The sequence below is a fragment of the Marivirga lumbricoides genome, from assembly GCF_014636295.1.
Lineage (GTDB): Bacteria > Bacteroidota > Bacteroidia > Cytophagales > Cyclobacteriaceae > Marivirga > Marivirga lumbricoides.
The window spans coordinates 208,001-232,182 of the sequence record NZ_BMEC01000002.1; the positions used below are offsets into that span (position 1 = coordinate 208,001).

The 24,182-nt window shown below is 36.4% G+C and carries 24 protein-coding genes; 3 read left to right on the forward strand and 21 right to left on the reverse strand.

Going from position 1 to position 24,182, the window contains the following annotated elements:
* Nucleotides 1-10: 10 nt before the first annotated feature.
* The 6 genes from IEV85_RS03585 to IEV85_RS03610 form a co-directional block, all read right to left on the reverse strand.
* Nucleotides 11-919 (reverse strand): NmrA family NAD(P)-binding protein, encoded by a 909-nt coding sequence (locus IEV85_RS03585; RefSeq protein ID WP_188460431.1) that lies wholly within the window; start codon nt 917-919, stop codon nt 11-13.
* Nucleotides 920-1,191: 272 nt separating this feature from the next.
* The gene (locus tag IEV85_RS03590; protein ID WP_188460432.1) at nt 1,192-1,755 is read right to left on the reverse strand and encodes a hypothetical protein; all 564 of its coding nucleotides are present in this window, start codon (nt 1,753-1,755) and stop codon (nt 1,192-1,194) included.
* 241 nt (nt 1,756-1,996) lie between these two features.
* A complete protein-coding gene (locus tag IEV85_RS03595; protein WP_188460433.1) occupies nt 1,997-2,482 on the reverse strand; it encodes a hypothetical protein in 486 nt (161 codons plus the stop codon).
* A gap of 1,403 nt (nt 2,483-3,885) precedes the next feature.
* Nucleotides 3,886-5,109: a hypothetical protein gene (locus IEV85_RS03600; protein ID WP_188460434.1), complete on the reverse strand. Its 1,224-nt coding sequence runs from the start codon at nt 5,107-5,109 to the stop codon at nt 3,886-3,888.
* Nucleotides 5,110-5,325: 216 nt separating this feature from the next.
* Nucleotides 5,326-6,420, reverse strand: coding sequence for a hypothetical protein (locus tag IEV85_RS03605; protein WP_188460435.1), 1,095 nt, complete (start codon nt 6,418-6,420; stop codon nt 5,326-5,328).
* 135 nt (nt 6,421-6,555) lie between these two features.
* The gene (locus IEV85_RS03610; RefSeq protein ID WP_188460436.1) at nt 6,556-7,956 is read right to left on the reverse strand and encodes an amidohydrolase family protein; all 1,401 of its coding nucleotides are present in this window, start codon (nt 7,954-7,956) and stop codon (nt 6,556-6,558) included.
* 142 nt (nt 7,957-8,098) lie between these two features.
* Between IEV85_RS03610 and IEV85_RS03615 the strand changes: the two genes are divergently transcribed.
* Both IEV85_RS03615 and IEV85_RS03620 read left to right on the forward strand, forming a co-directional pair.
* Nucleotides 8,099-8,620, forward strand: a complete 522-nt coding sequence (locus IEV85_RS03615; RefSeq protein WP_188460437.1) for a sigma-70 family RNA polymerase sigma factor — start codon at nt 8,099-8,101, stop codon at nt 8,618-8,620.
* A complete protein-coding gene (locus tag IEV85_RS03620) occupies nt 8,592-9,152 on the forward strand; it encodes a hypothetical protein (protein ID WP_188460438.1) in 561 nt (186 codons plus the stop codon). The genes IEV85_RS03615 and IEV85_RS03620 overlap by 29 nt, the downstream gene beginning before the upstream one ends.
* An 80-nt stretch (nt 9,153-9,232) precedes the next feature.
* Here IEV85_RS03620 and IEV85_RS03625 read toward each other — a convergent pair whose 3' ends face one another.
* From IEV85_RS03625 to IEV85_RS03655, 7 genes are all read right to left on the reverse strand, one after another.
* On the reverse strand, nt 9,233-9,475 hold the full coding sequence (locus IEV85_RS03625; RefSeq protein WP_229712490.1) for a hypothetical protein: 243 nt from the start codon (nt 9,473-9,475) through the stop codon (nt 9,233-9,235).
* Nucleotides 9,476-9,598: 123 nt separating this feature from the next.
* A complete protein-coding gene (locus IEV85_RS03630) occupies nt 9,599-10,438 on the reverse strand; it encodes an SDR family NAD(P)-dependent oxidoreductase (protein ID WP_188460439.1) in 840 nt (279 codons plus the stop codon).
* Between the two features lie 75 nt (nt 10,439-10,513).
* On the reverse strand, nt 10,514-11,407 hold the full coding sequence (locus IEV85_RS03635; protein WP_188460440.1) for an AraC family transcriptional regulator: 894 nt from the start codon (nt 11,405-11,407) through the stop codon (nt 10,514-10,516).
* Between the two features lie 601 nt (nt 11,408-12,008).
* A complete protein-coding gene (locus IEV85_RS03640; RefSeq protein ID WP_188460441.1) occupies nt 12,009-12,395 on the reverse strand; it encodes a hypothetical protein in 387 nt (128 codons plus the stop codon).
* 367 nt (nt 12,396-12,762) lie between these two features.
* Nucleotides 12,763-13,785: an alpha/beta hydrolase fold domain-containing protein gene (locus tag IEV85_RS03645; protein WP_188460442.1), complete on the reverse strand. Its 1,023-nt coding sequence runs from the start codon at nt 13,783-13,785 to the stop codon at nt 12,763-12,765.
* Nucleotides 13,786-13,842: 57 nt separating this feature from the next.
* Nucleotides 13,843-14,754 (reverse strand): helix-turn-helix domain-containing protein, encoded by a 912-nt coding sequence (locus IEV85_RS03650; RefSeq protein WP_188460443.1) that lies wholly within the window; start codon nt 14,752-14,754, stop codon nt 13,843-13,845.
* 1 nt (nt 14,755) lies between these two features.
* On the reverse strand, nt 14,756-15,724 hold the full coding sequence (locus IEV85_RS03655) for an NADP-dependent oxidoreductase (RefSeq protein ID WP_188460444.1): 969 nt from the start codon (nt 15,722-15,724) through the stop codon (nt 14,756-14,758).
* Nucleotides 15,725-15,996: 272 nt separating this feature from the next.
* Here IEV85_RS03655 and IEV85_RS03660 point away from each other — a divergent pair, with 272 nt between their 5' ends.
* A complete protein-coding gene (locus tag IEV85_RS03660) occupies nt 15,997-16,194 on the forward strand; it encodes a hypothetical protein (RefSeq protein WP_188460445.1) in 198 nt (65 codons plus the stop codon).
* Between the two features lie 121 nt (nt 16,195-16,315).
* On the opposite strand, the gene IEV85_RS03665 is transcribed toward IEV85_RS03660, so the two are convergent.
* From IEV85_RS03665 to IEV85_RS03700, 8 genes are all read right to left on the reverse strand, one after another.
* Nucleotides 16,316-16,702: a hypothetical protein gene (locus IEV85_RS03665; RefSeq protein WP_188460446.1), complete on the reverse strand. Its 387-nt coding sequence runs from the start codon at nt 16,700-16,702 to the stop codon at nt 16,316-16,318.
* A 93-nt stretch (nt 16,703-16,795) separates the two neighbouring features.
* Nucleotides 16,796-17,230 carry a VOC family protein gene (locus IEV85_RS03670; RefSeq protein ID WP_188460447.1) on the reverse strand — a complete coding sequence of 145 codons (435 nt, stop codon included), beginning with the start codon at nt 17,228-17,230 and terminating at the stop codon, nt 16,796-16,798.
* Nucleotides 17,231-17,561: 331 nt separating this feature from the next.
* On the reverse strand, nt 17,562-18,704 hold the full coding sequence (locus tag IEV85_RS03675) for a tetratricopeptide repeat protein (RefSeq protein ID WP_188460448.1): 1,143 nt from the start codon (nt 18,702-18,704) through the stop codon (nt 17,562-17,564).
* A 763-nt stretch (nt 18,705-19,467) separates the two neighbouring features.
* On the reverse strand, nt 19,468-20,295 hold the full coding sequence (locus IEV85_RS03680; protein WP_188460449.1) for a hypothetical protein: 828 nt from the start codon (nt 20,293-20,295) through the stop codon (nt 19,468-19,470).
* Between the two features lie 227 nt (nt 20,296-20,522).
* Nucleotides 20,523-20,966, reverse strand: coding sequence for an RNA-dependent RNA polymerase family protein (locus IEV85_RS03685; RefSeq protein ID WP_229712491.1), 444 nt, complete (start codon nt 20,964-20,966; stop codon nt 20,523-20,525).
* Between the two features lie 732 nt (nt 20,967-21,698).
* Complete coding sequence (locus IEV85_RS03690) at nt 21,699-22,262, reverse strand: shikimate kinase (RefSeq protein WP_188460450.1); 564 nt, start codon at nt 22,260-22,262, stop codon at nt 21,699-21,701.
* 290 nt (nt 22,263-22,552) lie between these two features.
* Nucleotides 22,553-23,284 carry a phosphatase PAP2 family protein gene (locus IEV85_RS03695; protein WP_229712492.1) on the reverse strand — a complete coding sequence of 244 codons (732 nt, stop codon included), beginning with the start codon at nt 23,282-23,284 and terminating at the stop codon, nt 22,553-22,555.
* A gap of 402 nt (nt 23,285-23,686) precedes the next feature.
* Complete coding sequence (locus IEV85_RS03700; RefSeq protein WP_188460451.1) at nt 23,687-24,142, reverse strand: DinB family protein; 456 nt, start codon at nt 24,140-24,142, stop codon at nt 23,687-23,689.
* Nucleotides 24,143-24,182 lie beyond the last annotated feature (40 nt).

The window sequence follows — 24,182 nt, forward strand, 5'->3', positions numbered from 1 at the left end:
TTAATTGTTTTTAAACTTCCTGGTTGTAAACTGAGGTGAATTCTTTGGCAAAATCAGTCAACTTGATTTCACCCATTACAGGTTTGTTTTTATAAAAATCTTCATAGAGTGTTCCATTTCCTTGTGCTGTTTGCATTTCTACAAATCCTTTGGCCACCCATTCATTCATGCCTGAGGCAAGCACGCCATTCAGTAACTGCTCAGCCGGTACTATTTTCCATTTCAAATCCCGGTTTCCTATGGCTTCCCCTAAAATGTTGGCCACCTCATTGGGCGAGACTTCTTCACTGGCTATGTAGCGAAAGCTTCTGCCCTCAAAAGGCTTTTCCAGTTCTTCCACAATCACATTGGCAATATCCACTGGTGACACCCACGGTTCTTTAGTGTCACCACCATAACTTTGCACAATAGTGCCATCGGTCTTCATGCTTTGCATAAATCTGTACAGGTTAGTATAAAATGCCACAGGACGCATAAATTTGATGGATACCTCCTCAGACAATTGATTCATGATATCCTCCACACCGCTATATACAGAAAGGCTTCCTATACCTTTGTTAGTATGTGCTCCTATACTACTTAAATACACCACATTTTTGATGCCCGATTGCTCCACAGCTTGTTTGTAGATATTAGCGATTTTGTTGAATTCAGTAGGAAAATCAATGTTTTTATCGAAGATGTTACCGATAGCATCCCAGGCGATCATGAGGTAAACAGCATCAGAAACCTTAAATGTTGATGTTAAAAAATCTACATCCTGCATACTGCCGATGGCTGCTGTGGCTCCAAGCGCTTCAATTTCCTTTTGTCTTTCGGCTTTACTGCTGATTACAGTTACCCGATGCCCCTTTTCCACTAAATGCTGTGTGAGTGGTTTTCCAATACGGCCCAATGAGCCTGTCAATACTATTTTCATATTTCTTACTTTTTAAGTTTTGAAATACAAAGATGGTTTGTAGCAATTCGCTGTATGTAGCCTAATTGAGGGTTTGTGTAGTCTAATTAAGGATTATAAATGGGGGAGGTTATAGTTTCCGGCAGTACGTTGTGCAATTTCTGGATAAAAAAAGTAGGGATTGAACTGCGTTTTGCATTCCCTACGAGCCAATACTGGCTTATACATTTAACTATACTTGGTTATATTCCAAAATTCGATCAACATTCTAATTGCGCGCTAACCCTATGTTTTTATCCTTTGTGATCGGGATTTTTCAACAAGTTTAATTGAATGTCAAAAAATTGTGCAAAAGATGTATCTGGTTTATTTATATCACCATTCAGAATTATTTTATCATTGTATATGTCCACTGTGTTAGGTATGAAATCATTGTCATATGGTTCATCTAGAAAAATAATTCTTGTTCCGTCAATTTGGTATTTACCTGTAAACGCTTCTAACGTCCCCATCCAGGTTTCCTGAACAAGTTCAAAAGTTTTATCTTCTCTAAGAGTTAAGCTTAAACTGCTTAAATCGTCAATTAATCTCGCCTTAAGTATAGGCTTACTTTTTAGCAGTTCAGTCCTTGGAAGATAAATAGTTCCAGCAATCAAACCCGATAATGAAATGATTATAGCATTTTTCCAGTTTTTTTTCATTAAAGAATTTAATAGAATAAAGAAACTACCTATACCTATAATAGCGATCAGTATGGGTTCAAATACCCAGATTTTTCGATAAAGAAATTCTTCAAATATGATTACCAGCATTAATGATGCTCCGAAGATGACTGGCAAGACATTATGTTTCTTCATTTTTCGTGAGATGGAGGTTCCCTATAACGATCAAATATGGCAAGTAGCTATACCCATTGTAAAAAGCACTAATGTAGTGAAACTGCCTAAGCTCCGCAACAGTGTCCAGGATGCACTGCTTTCAGCAAGTCTAAGTCCAAAAAGATTGAAGTAACTAGAAGACAAAAGCCAACAGAATGAGCAAGTTGCCAAAAAGTATCAAATACGCAGTATGGCCATTCACTATACCGCTTAACAGCTTTCAATCAGGCTCAGACTTCTCCGTTAAAACCCATGGAATTTTGCACTCAAATTCAATTTGTACCAGTTTATTTTTGTCTGAGAAAGCTGTTAAATCGCTACTATGTCGGAAGCCAATGCTAAATGTTTCACTTATAGGTGTTAAGTCGAGGGAAAACCCATTACTGCCGCCCTGCAATGGAATTTCACAGTTCTTGCCATCAAAAGTTCCTAGGAAATGAAACCTCCCACTATAGTAATGCTGTTCGGGCGCAGTTCTCGCATAATGACTAACCTCTACTTCTTTCATCCAGTTGATACCGAGTTCTGTCAAAAGTTCCTTGATTTCGTTAGGGTAGACGTTGGTTCGTTGAGCAGCAAAGTTGAGACAGTTATCGCATCCACAAGACTCAGCTCCAGATGTTTCAACCTGTTCGTAGGCCTCCAAAGTTGTTTGTTTGTCTACTGAAAAGTTCCAGTTCTTAAAGCCCAGTTTAACTCTGCTCATTGAAGTGTATTGCTGATAATGTCCTTATAAAACCGTTTGCTATACTAGGTTATTAAATACTGAAAGTAGTAATTTATGTGATCTTAGCAAAGCGATATACTTAAGTAATTGCAACTATTAAAATTATTAAGAGCAATAATTTTCCAAAGTATTATCCTCAGTTGCGAGATATGAAATGCAAGTATAAATTGTGGGACTTCTTGTAGTAAACGCATATTAATGAGTATATAAGTAAGTGGATTTTATAGCATGTTGTGAGGGGTTATAGTATTTCATCTACATTAAATAAATCAGTTGTATCGAACCTTCACTTTTTCTCTTTTAATAAAAAGCTATTAATTAAATTGAGCTCGTAGAAATTAAAATAACATTCATTCGTCTCAATAAGTAATTCTTTATAATAGGAGTCAGGAGCCCATGAATTAAATCTATTTAATGAAAAGTAAGTATCCATCTCTTTATAATCAAAAGGAGTTATTTGTTCTGATCCTTACAATTTTCTGCTTGTTTGAGATATTGATATAATAAAAGTTGTATCATTTATAAATCTATTAATTGATATGAAAATGTCATATTCTGGATTCTCAGGAATTTCTATGCTTTCTAATATTTCTTTATAGTCGTCATTTGAGAGTTATGATTTTCTGTTCTTCAGCTCGTAAGGTTGGCAGAACATTGTACAGATTATAAAAATTAAAGTATCCAAGAGGCGGTGTATTCAGAAGATTAAAACTCCTGCAGACTGAAGTCAGTAGAAAGCACTTCGATTTCCCAGCGGCTGATTCATAGTGAAGTTCCCGCAGAAGCCTTCAAAGGGGCAGTTGCGCATTCATGTTATCGCTTGTTGGTGTTTCTTTTTTATTAGTCTGTGTAGCTGTAAGTTACTTCGTCAGTTGATAAAGCATAAGAGTTAGAGCCAGAGCAGCCAGCACAGTTGAAACTGTCAACCTTGAGTCGAGTTGTTCCCCCATTCGTGAATTGATATTCCAGCTCAACGAAACAAGGAAATTGTCTGTTAGAAATTGCAATGTTCTCACAAATTGTATCTTGAATTTGTTTTAGACTATATTGGTAGATACTGTCGCAGATAATCAGTTCGATAAATTCAAGGTTCGTTATGGGTTCTGATAAATAGATGTCGACATGAGTCACCTTGCTCATTTGAGTTTCGTAGTTCCTAACGTTCCAAATGTATACTTCAAATATTGCTATTAGGATAAGGATTGCGAAAAGTAGAAGTTTCAGGAATATTTTCATTTAGCAGCTGATGAACATCAAAGGTTCGTATATGTTTTCGTAAGGGATTACAGGCTACAAACCTGCAAGTTACCACAAATTCTATTTGAGCGATACCGCTCAAAAACCTCTGCATCCCTTATGCACTATACATTGTTTAGCCAGTTTTACTTTCTTAAATACTCACTCTTTTTATTATTAATCATATATTGAATGGTATCTAAATCTTCTACTTGAATATAGTTTAGTTTGTTGAATCTATCATATTCCCTTTGAGATAGTTTGTCTATGTGTATAGTTGAATCCTTACTACGCCATTGTGCTAAAAGTTCTATCCGTCTTTTAGCCTCCTCGCTGAAGCCATCCTCAAGATAACCGGGAAAGCCCAACACGAGATTGAACTCTGAAACAGGCTTGTAAAATGCATAGCCTGTAAAAATATCTGAATACGTGTAGTTATGCGGTTCATACGGGTAAAAGTCGAAGGAGTCCTTACCAAAAGGTGAATTTTTAAAATCAAATCCAACGCTTGGGTTTCCGTTTACCAGGAAGGCTGCATCCCATTTACCATTTTGAAAAGGAACCTCTGTCCCATTAGTTGATTCTACCAGTTCTGTTGTATAGTTCATTAACACATTAGCTATTCTTCCTTTATAGGCTTTAAACAGGAAATTGCCACTGGAAGGCTCTAAAGTAAACTGATTGTTAAAAGCGTGATGATAATTTAATATCAATAATGCTTTGATTTTGCCCTCTTCTTGTTTCTCTAAAGCTGTAATATCTTTGATGATATTTTCTGCTATTAAGCTATCCCTTATTGCTTTGCGACTATAATTTTCAATCATATCATCGTAACTTCTAATCTCATTCCAATCCATATGGATATCGGAGGGAAATACTTTGATTTTGTGCGCAGTATCTAGTTTTTGATTTAATTCATAAATGGATTCAATAAAATAGCTGTAGTTATATTTTTCCCAAACTGGATAATAGGAAGCATTGCGATGAATTTCTCTTAATTTTGTATACTTTGTTAAAGAATCTAAGTTTTCTGAGAAAATAAAATCATTGATTCTATCTTGAGAGTTTTTTACTCCAATCTCCATAAAAACATTCCCAACATTGTTGATAAAATAAGGATCTGAGATAATTTCTTTATATAAATCATATTGGGTGATGTCCCTATGGTCTCTTTCACAAATAATAACAAAATCGTGGTTATCAAACAGATTCAGAATATATTCCTTTGCTGAATTATTTTTGTGTTCTTTAACAAAATCAACATACTCCGCTATTTCCGCTTGCTCTGTAGTTGACTCTTTTTGATGGTTTTTACAAGATGATATAAATACAACAACTAAAACTAGTATTAATGCTCTTTGATTTATCATTTTTTCCTATTATGTAATAATAAATTTCATACTGCTGCACTATTCAAATAGTAACCTTTCTTAACCGTTGTCTCAAAATTGGCTACATCGAATATGGCTATAAACTGTGGCGGATTTATATAACTTTGTATATAAGATTAAATAAAGTTAGTAAAAAGCAAGATAATAGCAATTCCCTCGCAATACCGCCATAGATTATAGATGGAGTTTGGGACTTTACTTTTCAAATTCTATCCGTGATGAAAAGCGTGCTCTATCACTATATCTATAGTTTAAATCAAGGGTTAAGTTACCTTGATTCAAGTTTTTTATTGATAGGTATTCCTCCCAACCGCTATTATTTTTAATTATTAAGTAAGATCCGTTTTTAGCTAATTTCCAAGTTCCTTCTTCAATACTGCTGAAATCATTTTCCTGCTTATCTCTGATAAATCTTATATAATTATTTGATACGTAACATCCATTATTCATGAATTGAATGGAGAAATTAACACTTAAAATTGAGTCAAAACTCAGTGTTTCTACTTTGTTGACAAATCTTGAAAAAGACCACTTACCTACTAATTGAGTTTCTCTATTTTTAAAATCTTCCTTTGATGGAAGTCCAGTATTTACCAAAGTAACAATAAGCTCTTCTGGAAAACGCGACCACTCCTGCAATGCAACTTCGGCTTTCACTCTGTCATTAGATTCATATCTTAAATAGAAGAAATATTCCTTTAAAGCTTCTCTATCTACTATGTAAAGACCGTAGTAATTTCCACTATTGACCAATCTCCATTCTCCATAATTTGCGTACCCGTATTCTTCTCCCTGATAATTTAAAGTTACAGTGCTTGAGTCAGAAAAATGCAGTTTCAAAGATGAAAGTGAACTCACTTCGGATTCAATTTGCCATTCAGTATCTGTAAAATCACTAGGACTCAATTTTAACTCTTCGGAAATGAAAGGTTTTAGTACAATATAGGTTCGCTTGTCTTCATTAGGTCTTAGGATAACACTATCTTTATTGAATGATTCAATTTTCACATTCTCTCCTTTAAGCTTAAAAAGTCCTTCCTTTTTAATTCTTGCTTTATTTGGCTTTTCTTTGAAATTATGAAATTTGACAATGTTTCCAAAGAACTCAACAATTCCTGTCCCTGTTGAAAATGATTCCATTGTTTCAATGGAATCTTCAGAACTATCAATCGAAACAACCTCCTCCATCGAACGTATATAGGCTACTTTCCAAGTACCAGATAATTCCTGTCCGTAGATACGAAATGTAATCAAAATTAAAGAAAGTAATAATTGTAAAATTCTCCTCATACTAATTGGCCCTAACATGCGAATAAAACACTTACATTTAATATCGGCTTTGCATTAATAATAATGAACCTACTTATTCCCTCCTCTTAATCCAAATAATTCATCTAAAATCAATGAAAAATATATGAAATCGCATTAATCGACCACCATGCCATTAGATAAAACCAAATTAATATCCTGACTATGGCTAATATCCTCTAATGGATTGGCGTTCAATAGCACCAAATCAGCCTCTTTGCCCTCCTCTATTTTGCCAACTCTGTTATCAATCCCCAGCAATTTAGCGCCATTGAGGGTTGCTATCTTTAGCACCTCTGCATTGCTCAGTCCGCAATTCCTCAACAAAGTCAATTCCTTATGGAAGCTGTCTCCCGGTACCACCCAGGGGTTATTGGTGTCCGTGCCTGCTGTAAGCATAATGCCATTACCGTGCAGTAGCTTTACAAATTGCTGCACTTTCGGCCAGGTCTTTTGTGCTTCGCTAAAATGTTTTTCTGTCCACCCCATGTTAAAGTTGAATGCTGTTTTCCAGTTGTCGACCAACTCAGAAGGGAGCTTGCCAAGCATCGGGTTAGCTACATATTCCTGCTTATTACCAAAAAATGTAGCATGAAAAACCACTAAAGTAGGATCAATGGAGGTATTGTTTGATTTCAGCGTTTGTATCAACTCCGCAATTTCATCACTATTTAAATCCACATATTCAAACCACTTATAAAAACTGAAGGAACCCATTAATGAGGCCTGCTGATAAGCAGTCCTGTCTGCTTCAGGAAGGTAACGCTCATGCCCGGGTACTATGTGAACAATATTGTCAATTCCCAGGTTAGATGCCTCCGTCCATGAGGTGCCATGCAGGTGGGCGATAGTCTGAAGCCCTAACTTGTGGGATTCCTCAATGCCACTTTTCAATAATTGCGGGCTCAATGAGGTATATAATTTAATAAAATCGACTCCTGCTCTCTTCTGTTTTCTTATCTCGCTCAGTATTTCCTCTTCATTGCTTACCTTAACCACCATGTTGGTAAACTCAGTGGCATCAATAATATTACCCGCCACCATCAGCTCAGGCCCCTCCATTTTATCATTCAGCAAATCCATTTTTGTTTGCACGGTTATTTCAGTTTTACCTCCGGGATCCCTTGCGGTTGTCACTCCATGTTGCAGCAATAGCTTGGCCGTAATTGCCGGTAGCTCCGCTAGCGGAGTTAAAGTGAGGTGAGGCGTTTCACCGTCAAACGATACATTTGCCGGCCCCATGGCCGTATGCACATGTGTATCTATAAAGCCGGGGATCACATATTTTCCGGCTCCATCAATAAGGGTAGTGTTCTCCTCTTTCTTTCTGTATTTTTTAGTGGGCGATATAGCCTGAATAACTCCATTTTCAATTGATAAATCCCGGCCTTCTTGAACTTCTCCCCTTTCTACATCAATAACATTTACATTTTTAATTAACACCCTTTGCGCAAAGGATACTTGTACAGAAAAAATAGCTATTACTATTCCTAAAATGGTCATCTTCATATTTTTCATTTGTTTAGATTTTATATTTGACCGGATTAGTAATGAAGAAGGACTATTCTTTACAGTTTTAAAAAAATCTTAAAAAAAATCATCTTACTTGTAAGGAATCAGTGGTGCCTATTACTAACCCTATAGGAGTTTGATGTATGCGATGACCAAAGAAGAGAAACAAAAACGCTTTACCTTATTTGTAAAAGAGCACCAGGGTATTATTCGGAAGCTTTGCAGGGGTTATTCCAACAATGTGGAGGACTTTGAAGACAATGTGCAGGAAGTACATTATCAGCTATGGAAATCTATTGATCGCTTTGAGGAGAGGTCGAGCGCTGGCACCTGGGTGTACCGGCTTACATTAAATGTTTGCCTGTATAACCTGAGTAAAAGGAAAAAGCGGGTAGACTATCCTATGGAAGGAAAAGTGGTTACCGAACTGGCAGATGCAAAGCACGAATTCTTTCAGGAGGACGGCCCCGTGAGAATATTATATGACTCCATTGCTCTGTTAAAACCTATTGAGAGAACCATTATTATGCTGTACCTGGAAAAAAAGGAACATGCCGTAATAGCCGAAGTGGTGGGCTTAAGTGTGTCCAACGTGGGTGTGAAAGTAAATAGAATTAAGAAAAAATTAAAAGAAATTGTAGATGAGCGACTTGCAGGAAATGTGGAATGATATCCCCGAAGTCTCCCTGAGCGAAAAGGAGATAGAAAATCCAATGAATGGAAAATCTGTATCAGAATTAGACCGCTTTAAGCATGTGCTGAAATGGGAAGTGTACATCTCGGGCTTTATGCTGGTTATTCTATGGATTACTCATCTACTTAGTCCTGAAATGATTAAGCTTGTGGGTACAATTACTATTATTGGCTGGGTATTGAATTTATTTACCTTATGGAAGCTAAATCAAATTGAGCCGTTGCAGGGTGTAAGGCAATTTCTGACAAAGTGCATCAGGGCCCTCAGGTACTTTGTAATAGCTTACTTCATTACTATCCAAATGGTTGGAGGAATGGTTACCGTGCTGATGAAATCCTGGAAAGCCCCGGGCATGGAGTGGATGGAGTGGTTATCCTCAGCGGATGGTTTATGGCTGCTTTTACTGCTTGCCATTATTAACGTAGTACTGATTGCTTATATGTGGATGTTTTATATCCGGAGGATTCGTGCGCTTAAACGCCTGCTAGATGAGGTGGAAGAGTATTGAAGGGTAAGATTTTATGAATGAGTTAAGAGAAAGGCTTGTGGATACTTAAAGAAAATTGTTTACTGTTAGGTGTAATTTTTTTACTTTTTTAGTTCTCCTTCTTCTGTAATAAATCTGAACTCGGTGTCCGCGGAGATTTCCATACCTCCAGAGTCTGTAAAACTTCCAAAAAGTCCACGCCAGTCCTCTATGTCATTTTCTTTAGGTGTGTCCCAACGAATTAGTCCGGGTTCTTTATCCCAATCAGAATTAACCTCAGGTTTAATTACCAAACCAATCTCCTCACCATTTTTAACCTTCATTCCGAAGTAAAATTGATCCATGATTTTGCTTTTAGAGGTTTGTTAACATCTTAGCTGTGAGCAGGCGGGCTTAAAAGTTACTGATCTTTCAGCAGAAAGAAAAAATTTAGCCTATCACATATCAGTTGAAACCAAAAAAAACATTTACTTAAAATCAGTTGAAAAGGAGGTAACTTTCCATTCTTTCATAGAACTTGTTAAGGCTTCAACCTTGGAGGAAGCTCTCTCATAGGCGTCACTGCCCATGAACAGGTTGATGGGTGAATCTGGCTCATTGACAAGTTTTATCAACACATCAGCTACCCGATCAGGATCACCAATTTGCTTACCATTGGTTGATTTGAACTTTTCGTGTGCCGCTCTAACATGTTCATAATCTAAAATCTGCTTTTCGCTTAGTTCAATAGATTCTTCTTTAGCAAAACTGGTTCTGAACCAGCCCGGAGAAACGATAGAAACATTAATTCCTAGTGGCTTCAGCTCGTTGGCCAAGCCTTCAGACAATCCATTAATGGCCGATTTGGCTGCTCCATACACTGACCAACCCGTACCCGAAGCGAAGCCAGCAATAGATGAAATATTAATAATATGACCGGCATTCTGTTTTCGCATGTAGGGAAGAGCCTGTTGTATTACTTTAATGACAGCAAAGAAATTTACTTCAAAGCTCTGATGGATTTCATCCTGAGTGAGTTCTTCTAGCGCCCCTCCCGTTCCGTAACCAGCGTTATTCACCACCACATCAATCTTATCGAATTGCTCTATCGTAGAGTTAATTGAGTGCCTGATGGAAGGTTCACTAGTCAAGTCCACTTCTAACGGCAAAAATGCTTCAGCATATTCACTTCCCAGTTCCCGAGTTAAAGTCTGTATGTTTCTACTGGTAGCAGCCACTTTGTGTCCTTTTTGTAATAGTTGTTTAGCGAGTGATAACCCGAGCCCTTTAGAAGCTCCGGTGATATACCATACTTTTGAGTTTTCCATAATTTTTATTTTTTACAAAATTAAGGAAGGCTTCTCCGTCAGTAAGTATGCTAAGCAAACCATCATTTGCGCTAATCAAACATTTCTGAATTCAGACGGGGAGTACCGGGTATGCTTTTTAAAAAAATCATTGAAGTGCGACTGATCTTCATAACCTAACACCTGGCTGATTTCAGCGATATTCCAACTGGTGTGCTTGAGTAAAGCTTTTGCTTCAGCTAGCAACCGCTCTGCAATATGCTGAGTAGTTGTTTTTCCTGTGACCTTTTTTAAAACACGGTTTAAATAATTAACATGAATGGCTAATTGGTCTGCAAAATCTGCCGGAGTACGGCAATTAAATGTATAGGAAGTGCTTTCAACAGGAAATTGCCGATCCAGCAATTCCATAAAGACGGCAGTGATACGTGCGCTGGAGTCAGTAGATTGTGGGTTTACCTTATGTGGAGTAAATTTCAGCGTTGAGAATATCAGCTCAGATACATAACTTTTTATCAGTTCATATTTATAAAAGTAATCACCTGTAAGCTCCTTTTCCATTTTAACAAATAGAGCACGTATTTCCGCTGACAAGTCATCCGAAAGTTGATAGATAGGTTTTGCTTGTGACTTGAATAAAGGAAGATCAGAGAGGTTGATCCTCAGATTTTCCTTGAAAAATTCTTCTTTGAAAACGCAAAAATAACCTTTTGTCTCTGGTTTTAATGATTCGTATGAGTAGGGCGTGTTTGGATTGAAAAAAAGTAATGTTTTATCTGCTACTGGTATGCTCTCATCTCCGAAGTGAAAAACATTCTCTCCTTCAAAGAGCATTATTTTATAAAAGTCTCTTCTAACAAAAGCGGGGGTCTGGTAATTAGCTCTGATATTTTCTTCAATGTTGAACACGTCAAACAAACCAATAGACTGATCTCTGACTTTTGGAGGTGTTTGAAATTTTAGTTTATAAAATTTTTCTAAGGATTCCACTTCAATGCTGTTTCTATTCTGTTGTTAATTTGCTTGTTACTAACGATCAAGTATAAGCGTAGTACGGGATTTTGGAGCGATTTACTGTCGGTTTAACGATATGTTTGTTAATATTCAGTTCGCTTAATCTTAGCGTTTTATCACGCATTATACAATGTTAACAGGTCGTGCTTCTTTTTTGTCGTCAATTACGTTAATGAACATCGAAACTTTATGTCTAACTCATCAATTTCAGAACATTCGGTGTTATGTATGCTTTGTCTGCCATTTAGGTCTCAAAAATACAAATTTTAAGAACGGTTTTGTCAAAATACTAACGTTCTATTGGTATCTGTCGTCTTTTTAGCATGACCGCCAACGACTGTATAAAACCCGTTGGTTATACTGGTCTATGAAATACTGAAAGTAGTAATTTATGCTTTCTCAGCAAACTGATGGACTTCATTAATTGCAAAAGCATAGAATAATTAAGCACAGTACTTGACCAACGTGATTTCTTTGGTTATCAGCTATGAAAAGCAAGCATAAATCACGGGCTATTTAGCACTCAATTTCCTACAAGGTGGTGAGCAAATGGTTTTTTATACCTTGTTGTAAAACGTTATTTCTTGATTACATCCTTTTCCAAGAGTACAACTATCATAGAATCCTTATACACCTTTTTGATATGAAATAAATCTTTTCCTTGTCCTCTCCAAAATGGGTACTCGATGTTAAATGAGGTGTCTGACACTTGATTCCATTTTCCTCGGACAGTTTCAAACTGTATAGGTTCAGTTCCACAAAAGCCAACGAGCTGTACTCTTGTTAATTCATTATTTGCATCTAATTCAAAACCAAAATTATCCTCTGTCAAACTGTCTGCTCGAATGAAAGTAATATTATCACCAGACACATTCGCCTGAATCCATTTTCCTTCAATGCTGTATTCTTCATCTGCACATGCACCAAGTAGTGATATAAATAAAATTGATATAAGTCTGTACATGGTTAAAGAAATGTTTTACAACAATTCACTAAATACACCCCAAGTTGCATTTATCTCTATTATATTTTTCGTAACCGACAACAAACGCTTGTAAACTGCTTGCTGTCGATCACTGAATTAAAGCTATGAACATACTTATTTCCTTCTGTCAATCCTAATAATTCACAAAAAAGCAATGAAAAACACCTAAAAGTAGGTAGAGGGTTTGAGGCATAGGCTATAAATGAAAAGAACGCCAACCTATTGATGAAGGATCGGTGGTCTTGTGGTTTTTGTGGCAGCCGTTGCTAGTGGTAGTGCCTTTCATCAATTAGATCTACGATTTTCAGATTGAACGAAAATGATTAGTAGTACAGAATAGCAGACACTACGAAATGAGGTATTGATCGAAATATGCAGCAATCTCACGATAGGCTTCTCGTGTTTCCGGAAGGTCTGGGTCAAAGGAAAGTTGAGAATGAGAAATACCTTCATAAATCTGTAATTGAGCAGGCACTCTGGCGCGTCTTAATTTACGATGAGATCTTACTGTATTACTTAAAAAGAGGTCTCGTGTGCCTGAAGTGAGGATGGTAGGTGGAAAACCTTCTAAATCCCCGTTTATAGGCGATAAAAGAGGATGACTAAGATCATTGCCATTGGCGTAAAGTTTTGCGGCTCGTCCTAAATAACCTGAATAGCTCACCAGAATATTGTCTAGCCATTCGTTGGTTTTATAACTATCACCCGTTTCGGTAAGATCAGCCCATGGGGAAGACGGAGCTATTGCTGCTGGCATTGCAAGTCCCAGCTCTTTAATTTTTAAAATGGTTGCCATAATAAGGCCACCTCCTGCTGAAGTGCCAGTCATTGCAATACTACGGGGATCATACGCTGTTAGTATTGCCCGCCAAACGTCAATCATATCTTCAATGGCACCAGGAAAAGGCTTCTCGTAAGATAAACTGTAATCAACCGAGATTGTCGTGTAGTTACCAAAAGCGGCAAACATGGCTGCTTCTCTAACCGATCCTATCCCGGGAGCGTATACGTAGGCACCTCCGTGCGCCACAATTACAAGCTGTTTGCGATGATTTTCAGGGATGCTATCCGGAGTTAATCTATAACACTTTACACCCCCAATCTGAAGTTGTTCTACTGTTAAACCCAGCTCTTTAATCAATTTATTAACCGCTGGTGCTGAACTTTCACTTACCATCGTGACCATTTTACGCCAATCCTCTTTTGTGGGAGGATTAAGATTCCAATCGATGAAAACATTATATGGAGCGGCAATCATTTCCTGAGCTCTTTCGCTGATATCCCTGTGCGGCACAGGAATTGTGCGCCCCGGTACCGTCCGATTTCCGGGTTTTAAATTGGCTTCAGTTTGCTTTTGTTTTAAGTTCATATTTTTTTTGATGAAGACTCGCTTATAATGGAGCAAGTAAATACAGCTAACCTTGCCTTAATTAAATGATTGTCTGAAGTCCAGAGGCGAAACTTTCGTCTTTGTTTTGAAAAGCTTACTAAAAGATTGTGAATGTTCGAACCCTAATTCGTATGCAATTTCGCTAACAGTTAATTTTGTTGTTGATAATCTTTCTTTGGCTTTTTCAATCAATTTGTCGTGAATGTGCTGTTGCGTACTTTGTCCGGTTAGGGTTTTAAGCAAACGGCTTAGATAACTTACAGATACATTCAATTCCTCAGAAACATACTGCACTGTTGGTAAACCTTTTTGAGTTACCGTAGCATTCTTGAAGTAATCCAACAATAATTTTTCAAACTTATCAAGAATTTGATGATTGACTTTTTTGTGGGTGAGGAATTGACGATGATAAAAACGGTTGGCATAATTCAATAGCGTTACCAAATGGGCTATGATGATGTCCTGGCTAAAATTGTCAATGTTTGCGTGATACTCCTGCTGAATATTTTCAATAATTCCGACAATCGTTTTTTCTTCTTTCTCTGAAAGCATTAATGCCTCATTTGCCGAATACTCAAAATACTCGTATTGCTTCATTTTATTTGCCAATGCAGTATTCCAAAGAAAATCGGGATGAATAAGTAACACCCACCCCGATTGTTTTAATGCTGAATTGTTCTCTTTAGAAATACTAAAAATCTGATTGGGTGACATAAATGACATAATGCCTTCATCATAATAATATTGGTCTTGCCCATAATTAACCTTGCCTTTACTCAAAACTCTTTTGAGAGCTATCACATAAAAATCCAACGCCAAATTCATGGGTTCATCAGCGTGCCAGTGTTGAACATCTTCAACATCAATAACACTAATTAAATGATGTTCAGGTTTGGGTAAACCCCTGTATTGATGAAATTCGGGTATGGTTTTAATGTGTCTTGTCATTTTAATTTTCTTTTCTCACTTCTAATATGAACTTGCCACGAACGTGCCCTTTTTCACTTTCCCCGTGTGCTTCGGCAACTTGTTCTAAAGCATACACTTTGCCCAGAGTCACTTTTACTTTGCCTTCATTAAACCACTGCGTAAATTGATTGAGCCATGTCAGGTGATTTGTTTGTGCAGCAAGAAATTCTCCTTTGACATTCTTTTTCTCCATTGCTGTTTTAACTGCAGCATCAAAAGGGAAGTCCACATTAGCACTAATAAAAATTCCGCCTTTTTTTAATACACTTATACTCTTTAAGCGCTCCTTGTTATCCCTAACCGATGAAGCTTCAAATACAACATCAATATCTTGCAATAATTCTTCAAAGTGCTGTGTCTTATAATCGATCACTTCATCCGCGCCAAGTTGCTTTACAAATTCCTGATTATCCGTAGAAGCACTACCAATAACATAAGCATCTTTTACTTTTGCATATTGCACTGCAAAATTTCCTACACTTCCTGATGCACCTTGAATAAAAATTCGTTGTCCTGCTTCCAGTTTTCCAAGGTCAAAAATTGAATTAGCTGCTACAAGCCCCGTTAAAGGAACTGCGGCTGCCTCATTGAAAGAAAGACTTTGGGGTTTCAACGCAAATTGGCTTGCTTTTGCTGCTACATATTCTGCATAGCTACCGTTACCTGGAAAATTAGGAACGCCATATACTTCATCGCCTTTTTTGAAGTTGGTAACGTTGCTCCCGATTTCTTCTACAATACCTGATGCATCCCAACCTAAAATTAAGGGTAACTTTAAGTAAGGTCGCAATACATCGTTGCCGCCTTCACGAACTGCCCCGTCCACGGGGTTAACGCCACTCGCATAAACCTTTACTAAAATTTCATCTGCTGCTGGAACAGGACGTTCTACTTCTTCAATTTTCAATACGTCCGTTCCGCCAAATTCATTGATTATTACTGCTTTCATTGTTTTTGTATTTTGTTGGTACAAAGTTCAGCAGAAGAAAGAAATCCGATGTAGCCAAAATTGACTTTGTTGTAGGCTAAAATGAAGTACCTTAGTAAACATTCAACCTGTTTTAGGACGAGATGGGGCGGGCTTGTGCATAACATCCAACTAAAACACAATATGGCTATTTTACATACATAGCAGAAGGAAATTATTACCTGTGTCAAAATAATAAAAAACTCTTATTTAAGGGAGCCATAAACAGGGTTAAAAGTAAAAAAGATCGGTACATGAAAGGCAAACGGCAATCCATCTTAGAGCCGGTTTTCGGAACGCTAACTCAATTTATGGGTTTACGCAAGGTAAATACGCTTGGAATTAAGCAAGGCAAGGTAATGATGATGGCTGCAGAGGCCTACAACATCAAAACACTGACCAACATCATGAGCAAAGAAGCCAAATTGGCGGATGCATACTTTATTAATTAATTTTGGTTTAATTTCTTCTCTTCTAAGCCTGGGAAAATAACAAACCTATTCTGCAGATTTTCCAAAATGAAGGCCTGAAAAAACCTAAATGTGCTCAGTATTTTTCATTCAAGAGCGTTGTTCAACGGCTACCATTGTTGACAGCCGTATTTTTTATTTTTTCTAACGTCTTAATTGCCGCCCGATTAACAACTTCCCATTCCTTTGTTTTCACAAAGTCATCAATGTATGGTAAATCGTTCGGTGTCTTGTCACTTATATGTTTGAACGTTTTGTCAAATTCAGCAAGAATTTCTCTTTCTTTCTCATCAAACGCCATTTTGAATTGAGTCGATTCGGGATGGTAAAAGTCATTTGCCCATTGACAGAACAGTTCAGCTGAAACCTGGGCAATCGGGACATTTTTTTGATATTCTAATTGCTCTTCTTTCGAAGACCACAAGTCCAAAATACTCATGACGTTTTGCCTTATCCTTTTAGCTAATTCTTTATCGTCTATTTCTGTCATTTTTATATGGCTGCCAACTTTTCGGCTAAAAGCGTTGCTGTCCCGCAGGGCAGATATGATTTTTTAGCACATAGTGTTGTTCGTTATTTATATTCACTTGTTTTCAAAAGCAAAACTAATTTTCCAATTCACACCAAATTTATCCATACAGATTCCATAGTATGAACCCCAAAATTGGTCAGAAATAGGAAGTTTTATTTCTCCTTCTTTTGATAGTGAATTAAATAACCTATCAGCTTCTTCCTTACTTTCGGTACTGATATAAAGCGAGAAAAATTTAGAAGCATTTTTTTCATTCCTACTATTATCAATAATGTCGGCTCCCATTAAAATTGTTTCATCACTAATCGGCAATCCAATGTGCATAATATGTTCATCTTCGCAATTTGGAAAATTCTGTCTTGCAACTTCAGGAACATCTTTGTAACGTCCCATAAACTTGAAATCCTTTTTAAAAACAGATTTATAAAATTCAAATGCTTTTTCACAATTTCCGTTAAAATATAAATAGGTGTTAACTATTGCCATAATTTTATTTTCTCTTAGTAGTTGTTCAAAGTAGTGCTTTTCCTAATGACGCACAACAAGCGGATAATAGCATAAAAGTTGCCATTATATCCACAATATATTTTAGTTAAATCGCCCACAAATGAATGTAAACGCTTAAAAACATTTAATATCGGCTTTGCATTAGCAATGATGAACATACTTATTTCCTTCTGTCGATCCTAGTAATTCACCAAAAAGCAATGAAAATATCTAAAATCAGGTAGTAGGTTTGAGGCACAACCTGTAAATATAAAGAACGCCAACCTATTGATGAAGGGTTGGTTCTTGTGGCAGCCATTGTTATACAGCGTTATTTTTTCTTTTTTGCTGGTCGTGAACTAGCTCCAGCTTTAATTTTCTCATCTAGAACAAGGATTACTGTCTTTTTCAAATCCTCATAATTAAAGTCTTCTTCAAATCCATATCTAAAAGTTGAGTGAGTTCCATTTTTATCCATTCCAAGTACGTATTTCGGTCCACCTAATTCAACCGATATAGGTGAATTTTCAGTTTGTATAGTGAATTCTGTCTCTCCTTTGTCGTTAGTAACATAAAAAACATGCTTATAATACAATTCGCCTTCTTTTACGGCAAACCTTTCGTATGCCAGAATCAATTTATCTTTCCAATCAAATTGGTCAAAACAGAACATACTCTTAAGATTATCTGTTAATTTTCCCTGCTCGTAAGCTTGGTAAAGTTTTTCTTTAAGTGGTTTTGCTTTTTCGTATTCCTTTTTACCATAATAAACTTGAATTAGTTTAGCGTAAGAATGATAGTCGGTCTGTACTAATTCAATTAATTCTTTATAGGCAATTTCGGATTTATCATATTCCTTATTAAGAAACTCGTATAGTCCAATATTATACAATGCATTTATATAAGAATCTGATTCCTTTGAAATAGTCCCTTTTGATTTATAAAAGGCATCTAAAGCTTTATCGGGTTGATTGAGTTCCGCATAGATTTGTGGAATCATAGTAAAAGGTCTATCGATTGGCTCATTTTTTTCTGTAGCTGTTATATAAGAAGAAAGTGCCTTATCGTATTTTTCTTGGCTAAGGTAAGAGTCGCCTAATCCACTAAAATAATTTGAGTTACTCAAATCAAGTTCGATTGCTTTATTGAAAGATTCGATTGCTTTATCAAATTGTCCCATATAATTCAAAGTCATTCCTTTAATGAAATGTGTGTCTGGGTCAGTCTTATCTTTTTCGATTGACAAATCCATTAATTTAAGCACATTATTGTCATCGGCTTTCATGTAGTAAGCCATTCCGACATAATAAATTGCTTTAGCTGGATATTCACTTACCTTATCAGAATGCTCGGAAATTATCAAGTCATATTTTTCTTCTCCGTACGCTTTTTTTAATTCAGTCGTAATCTGTTCTTGAGCATAATTGCTTAAACTAAAAAAACAAATAGTTAATGTCAGTAAGATTTTTTCCATAACAGTGGGAAATAATTCAATAAATACACCCAAAGATGCATTTATTTATTTTATATTTTTCGTAACCGACAACAAACGCTTACAAACATCTAATATCGGCTTTGTATTAGCAATGATGAACATACTTATTTCCTTCTGTCAATCCTAATGGTTCATCTAAAAGCAATAAAAATACCCTGATGGATAAACCCATTCATGGCATTTATTGGAGAGCGTTCAGTCTTCTTGGTTTGATCTTCAAAAGAGTCCATACGACTGAAAAGATAACTACTGTGAATATTGCTAGAATCAGGAAATCTTTAAATTCTAATGGCAGATATTTTACGTGTTGAGGGTTAAGTCTACGAGTTATAATGTCTATAATGATACTATAAATCGAATAAAAAAAATATGAACAGATCGATATTGTTATTATCAGCCATAGAATCCACTTATTTAAGATTGCTTGGACTAAAAGCAGACCAGAAGGAATCGCTATCAGCGCTAAATAAGATATACCCAAAGAGCTTTGAGAGTTCCAAAGTCCTCGTTCAATTATATCCCAAAATATGAAAATCCATAATATCAAACCTGATCCATAGATAAGTCTTTGAGTTATTTGGTTTTCTAAAAACTTACTTATTCTTTTCATTTAACTCTTGAGTAAACGCTCAATAACTTTAAGAGTGTAGCTTTAAAATTGCTTTCCGATCTGCCGCACTAAAGTTAGTTAAATGTACAAAATTTTCTTTTATCGCTTTAGCCCCATAAGCTATCTAAAGTGTTATCGGTTTTTCCTTACATATTTCTTAAATGCTCGTCTATCGAAAAAATTAACTTTGAATGATAGTTCTTCCAACACACCTGTTTCAAACTTTTCAAGGCTAGGATTTAATGTGTCTTTGTTAATAATTACATCCTCAGGTAAAAATTCACTAACAATACTAGAAAGTTCTGGATCATAATTTTTATAAGTAGAGTCAGCAATCCAGGGTATTAGAAATGATTCCTGTCCTGATGTACTTATCATAAGGGTATCATATTTATTTTCAAAGGCAATAACAACCCCATCATAATCCGATGTGTTTCTTTGCATTACATGATGATAAGCCATTTTTTTAAATTGTTCAAAATCGTTCAATATATATTTAGCATACTCCTTTTCAAGTTTCTCGCTGTTATCGTCAGTATTTAACCAGTTATGAATTAGTCGATCCTTGTTTGCTAGGTGCCAGGAACTATCGATACTGTAATAGTCTAACAGGCTTCCTAAACTTTTGGGTTGGTTTAAGGTTTCAATAAGCTTGTCTACTAATTTAGGGTTAATTTCGCCTATTGTATCATTTGGTTGACTATTCTGAATTTTATCCCAGTTAGGGATTCGACCATGATAAAAACTCTGAAGAGTATCTGGCGATTTGTATTCGTTAGTTAAAATTAGCTTAGGCAAGCTGTCATGTAAGTTTATTTTATATATTCTACCGTAGATTATATTGTAGTTATTGTTGTATTCGTCAACTATCACCAGTCTATCAAATTCTGATTTATCTACAAGTTGGCCAAAAGTTAAAAAGGAGTTAACTAGAAGAAAGAGAATGATGTAGCTTCGCATAATTATACATATAACGATCAGCTATCGGGCGTATGCCACGAAGCTAGTGAATAGCACTAAAGTAGTGAAATCTGCCGTAGCTTACAACGGTTCCAAATGGTACTGCGCGCTGAAAGTCAAAAACTCCTGCGGGCAAAATTAAGTAGAAAGCACTGCTGTTTCTCAGCGGCAGATTTACGGTCGAGTTCCGCTGAAACCAGACAGAATGCACTTAGACATATGCCAGATCAGCGTCTGTTAGGCACAGATTCTACGATTTTGTCCTCACTGTTAAGAGTTAGCAGTTGTACCGAAATGAGTAATAGCTCAGCTTTAGAGTTCAGATCAATTACCCAGTCTGTTTTCCAACAATTCTTCCGTACTGATTCAAGCGCCTGATGTGCATTCTTGTTCGGACGATAACCATAAGAATTGGTACTGAATATCTTTTCCAGACGGGGTTCGATATATTCTTTCACAACCATCTGCCCGATCCTGTCGCTGATGGTAGGTACACCTAGCTTTCGTACTTTGCCGTCTTTCTTAGGTATCTCTACTTCTTTAACTGGTGGCGGAAAGTAACTTCCCGATGCCATACGGTTCCAAAGTTTATACAGATGTTTCACCCTGTTTGCATCGAACTCTGCCATGCTTACAGAATCTACTCCTGCACTCCCTTTATTGGATCGCACTTTCTTGTAAGCCGATCACACCATTTGGCGGCTTATCGGTATTGATTTTGTCTCATTCCATAAATTCATCCTCTTCTAAGAGTTGGTAAATGTTATGACACCGTATAACCTAGCCCCTTCGCTCCATTCTCATTACAGAAACTTCATCACTACTACAGGCTAGTCCGTCTCTCCCTGCAACTTTGGTTTTCTACCTCTAGGTTGATCCTATTGTGTATTTCCCTTTGCATTCACTGGCAGATTCCCGAGTTCCATAATTAAGCCTAAATAAAGGTCATGCCATCTGAATGACGCCAGCCATACGGAAAGTAAACAGGTAACTTCCGTATTTAGAATTTCTCAATCCTACTTTTTACCGCGTATCATACTCCGTGGCTTTTGACTGGATGTTCCCACTTCTCGACACCTCTTCGATGGTTCACTTTCGTTCACCTCCTTTATTCATACCTGATCTCGCTCTTGGCGAAACTTTCCCTAAACGCTCAGTACCATGGCTCTTTACCACAGAACCTTTAGGTGGTTTGAGGCTCTATCCTGTAATACAACCTCGGTGGGTCATCTGCAAAATAGCAGATTCCACCATCTTAATTATAGCATGCAGTAAATTTATTGCCGTTACTGCTTCTCGGCACACTATGATGAGTGGCAGATTGCGTGGTAGTTTCCTGTTAAACCGCTACGTAGTTTGAGCGGATTACAAACCTTGACATTTGCCACATCACCTGGCATTACTTATAGCACAAAGTGTTGTGTGTGTGTAGTTTTTATTCTGTTTATAATTTTTTCTATCTTATCCCCAAGTGGCATTTCTCCGATTAAATTCATTTTGTCTGTATTCTGTGTTTCCAGCCAGCTTTTATGATTTTTTATATTTCTGTTAGCGATTCCTTTTACTTCATCGTAATCTTTTGCCCATACCATAAAGTTTTCGAATTTGCTTTTCCAAAAAGTATCTGTTTTTATTTTCTTGTCATATCTTTCAAATTCCCTTGTTTTTAGCCTCTCCATTCTAATTTTTTGAGGAATATGAAGAAAGACTATCAAGTCAAATAAGCTATAGATTTCTTTACTCCAATTGATTACCGAGCCTCCCAATATCCAGCTCTCCGTTTGTGATAATTGTTCCAAAATGTTACTATCTCTAGTTTTGGGGTCAGTTTTTATTGAAAAAGGTATTTCCGTTTTTTTCCAAAAGAAGTCGTCACTGTCAAAATAGTCAATTCCTAGTTTGAGTGATAATTCTGTTCCGAGTGTTGTTACTCCAGAACCTGAAGCTCCAAGAATATTTATTTTCATGTTTCTCTGGTTAAAATTACACACTAGGGTCTCGGCTAAGAGTAGTTGCGTGGTTTAGCACTTAACTTTGCAAGTACGCACCAACTTGAAAATCCTTGCAGATTTTCAGAAGTAGGCGAGAACAAGCAATTACTTATAGCAAATGTTGAACCGCGCCCTTAGCGCGCTTCATTAGAGCTTAGATGTTAACATTACTTTTTACTTTTATTATTTTCATCAATACCGTAATGAATTATCTATTAAATTTTTATAATACACGACAGCATATATAATTGCATTTTTTTGAAAAATTAAAAACTATAACTAAAGTAAAATCCAACTCCACTGTTATTATAGCTTGGTACAAATGTTATATTTTCTGATTTTTTAAATGGATTCCAATTTTTAAACGGTTCGTAGTGATATACCATTGTTGTTACTAAGATTCCGAGTCCCGAACCTACCATTACATCAGAAAGCCAATGTTTATTGTTGACAACACGCAATCCCGCAACTAATGTTGTTATGGTATATCCGCTGTATGCTAATCCTGGTGCCGTATCTTTAAATTCGTAATACAAAACACTTGCATTTGTAAATGAAAAAGAGCTATGTCCCGATGGAAAAGAATAATCTGCACCATTAGGACGTTCTTTATTAATTATGGATTTCCCAGCCCAAGTAATACCTGCAGTAATAGCATTGGCAATTATTAGATATTTCGTTTGGTCGAACCAATGATTTTTGGCTTTCACGCCCAATGCGTCAGCAATATACAATTCAGCAATGGGAGCATACTGTATTAAATCGTCAATAGGAAGTGCAAAATCAATGTCGTTTTCAGAACCATCGTGAAAACTATTCTTGATCTCTTTTTCTAAGTGGCTTCCACTAAGTACAGACCCAATTATAATTAGGGAACCAGGCACAATAAATTGTTTTACTTTTAGTTTTTCTGTCTGGAGAGAATCCGAAACGATTTGAGCCCTCAAACTACCTGACAACAGCATTATTACAGTTAATAAGATGATGCTTTTATTCATAATTTGTTTTTATGTTAGAATGTAAAAATTATTTCTTTTGCTTATATATGTTTTTTTATTGTATCTATCCTTTCAAACTAGGCTGTATTGTTGGTAACAAGCGGATAATAGCATAAAAGTTGCCATTATATCCACAATATATTTTAGTTAAATCGTCTACAAACGTATGTAAACGCTTACAAACATTTAATATCGGCTTTGCATTAGCAATGAGGCGTATACTTATCTCCTTCTATTAATCCTAATAATTCACAAAAAAGCAATGAAAAATACCTAGAAGTAGGTAGAAGGTTTTGAACTACAGACTTTAAATGAAAAGAGCGCCAACCCTTCGTGGATAGGTTGGTGTTCTTGTGGGCTTTTCATAGCAAAATACGAATGCATTAGTATCCTATTCTATAACTACACAAACTTTCGAATACTCATCATGTAGCCTAAATGTAAGCCTTCATGGTAATTATTGAATTCAAAAGCGTCAGCAAGTGATGATAAATGAAATCCTGTACCAGTCATTCTTTCATTAAAGGTTTCAAACGTATCGTTTCGAAAATCTTGGATAGTTTGATCTATCAGAGAGATGAGTAGCTCTTTTAATTCATCAACTTCAGTTTGAGTGGTCTGTCCGGTTGGCTTTGTTCCAGGTTTGTAAAGCCCGAATAATTTTTCGGGTATATATCCCTCCAGATTCGATCCCTTGTAAACCAGAGCTTGCTGGGCGACTATTATATGCCCAATATTCCAAATCAGGTTGTTATTAAATCCAACAGGTATTTTATTCAGTTGTTCTAATGTATATTTTTCGAAATACTCCAGATAGAGATTTCTGCTAGTTTTCCAGGCCTTGAATATTGATTCCATTTTGATTTCCTTAGTGTGGTATTGGTTATATATTAATGTG

Bases quoted from the DNA above. Each gene is read 5' to 3' on its own strand.
- IEV85_RS03585 (WP_188460431.1), bottom strand. From the start codon at position 919: ATGAAAATAGTATTGACAGGCTCATTGGGCCGTATTGGAAAACCACTC.
- IEV85_RS03590 (WP_188460432.1), bottom strand. From the start codon at position 1,755: ATGAAGAAACATAATGTCTTGCCAGTCATCTTCGGAGCATCATTAATG.
- IEV85_RS03595 (WP_188460433.1), bottom strand. From the start codon at position 2,482: ATGAGCAGAGTTAAACTGGGCTTTAAGAACTGGAACTTTTCAGTAGAC.
- IEV85_RS03600 (WP_188460434.1), bottom strand. From the start codon at position 5,109: ATGATAAATCAAAGAGCATTAATACTAGTTTTAGTTGTTGTATTTATA.
- IEV85_RS03605 (WP_188460435.1), bottom strand. From the start codon at position 6,420: ATGAGGAGAATTTTACAATTATTACTTTCTTTAATTTTGATTACATTT.
- IEV85_RS03610 (WP_188460436.1), bottom strand. From the start codon at position 7,956: ATGAAAAATATGAAGATGACCATTTTAGGAATAGTAATAGCTATTTTT.
- IEV85_RS03615 (WP_188460437.1), top strand. From the start codon at position 8,099: ATGACCAAAGAAGAGAAACAAAAACGCTTTACCTTATTTGTAAAAGAG.
- IEV85_RS03620 (WP_188460438.1), top strand. From the start codon at position 8,592: ATGAGCGACTTGCAGGAAATGTGGAATGATATCCCCGAAGTCTCCCTG.
- IEV85_RS03625 (WP_229712490.1), bottom strand. From the start codon at position 9,475: ATGGATCAATTTTACTTCGGAATGAAGGTTAAAAATGGTGAGGAGATT.
- IEV85_RS03630 (WP_188460439.1), bottom strand. From the start codon at position 10,438: ATGGAAAACTCAAAAGTATGGTATATCACCGGAGCTTCTAAAGGGCTC.
- IEV85_RS03640 (WP_188460441.1), bottom strand. From the start codon at position 12,395: ATGTACAGACTTATATCAATTTTATTTATATCACTACTTGGTGCATGT.
- IEV85_RS03645 (WP_188460442.1), bottom strand. From the start codon at position 13,785: ATGAACTTAAAACAAAAGCAAACTGAAGCCAATTTAAAACCCGGAAAT.
- IEV85_RS03650 (WP_188460443.1), bottom strand. From the start codon at position 14,754: ATGACAAGACACATTAAAACCATACCCGAATTTCATCAATACAGGGGT.
- IEV85_RS03655 (WP_188460444.1), bottom strand. From the start codon at position 15,724: ATGAAAGCAGTAATAATCAATGAATTTGGCGGAACGGACGTATTGAAA.
- IEV85_RS03660 (WP_188460445.1), top strand. From the start codon at position 15,997: ATGAAAGGCAAACGGCAATCCATCTTAGAGCCGGTTTTCGGAACGCTA.
- IEV85_RS03665 (WP_188460446.1), bottom strand. From the start codon at position 16,702: ATGACAGAAATAGACGATAAAGAATTAGCTAAAAGGATAAGGCAAAAC.
- IEV85_RS03670 (WP_188460447.1), bottom strand. From the start codon at position 17,230: ATGGCAATAGTTAACACCTATTTATATTTTAACGGAAATTGTGAAAAA.
- IEV85_RS03675 (WP_188460448.1), bottom strand. From the start codon at position 18,704: ATGGAAAAAATCTTACTGACATTAACTATTTGTTTTTTTAGTTTAAGC.
- IEV85_RS03680 (WP_188460449.1), bottom strand. From the start codon at position 20,295: ATGCGAAGCTACATCATTCTCTTTCTTCTAGTTAACTCCTTTTTAACT.
- IEV85_RS03690 (WP_188460450.1), bottom strand. From the start codon at position 22,262: ATGAAAATAAATATTCTTGGAGCTTCAGGTTCTGGAGTAACAACACTC.
- IEV85_RS03695 (WP_229712492.1), bottom strand. From the start codon at position 23,284: ATGAATAAAAGCATCATCTTATTAACTGTAATAATGCTGTTGTCAGGT.
- IEV85_RS03700 (WP_188460451.1), bottom strand. From the start codon at position 24,142: ATGGAATCAATATTCAAGGCCTGGAAAACTAGCAGAAATCTCTATCTG.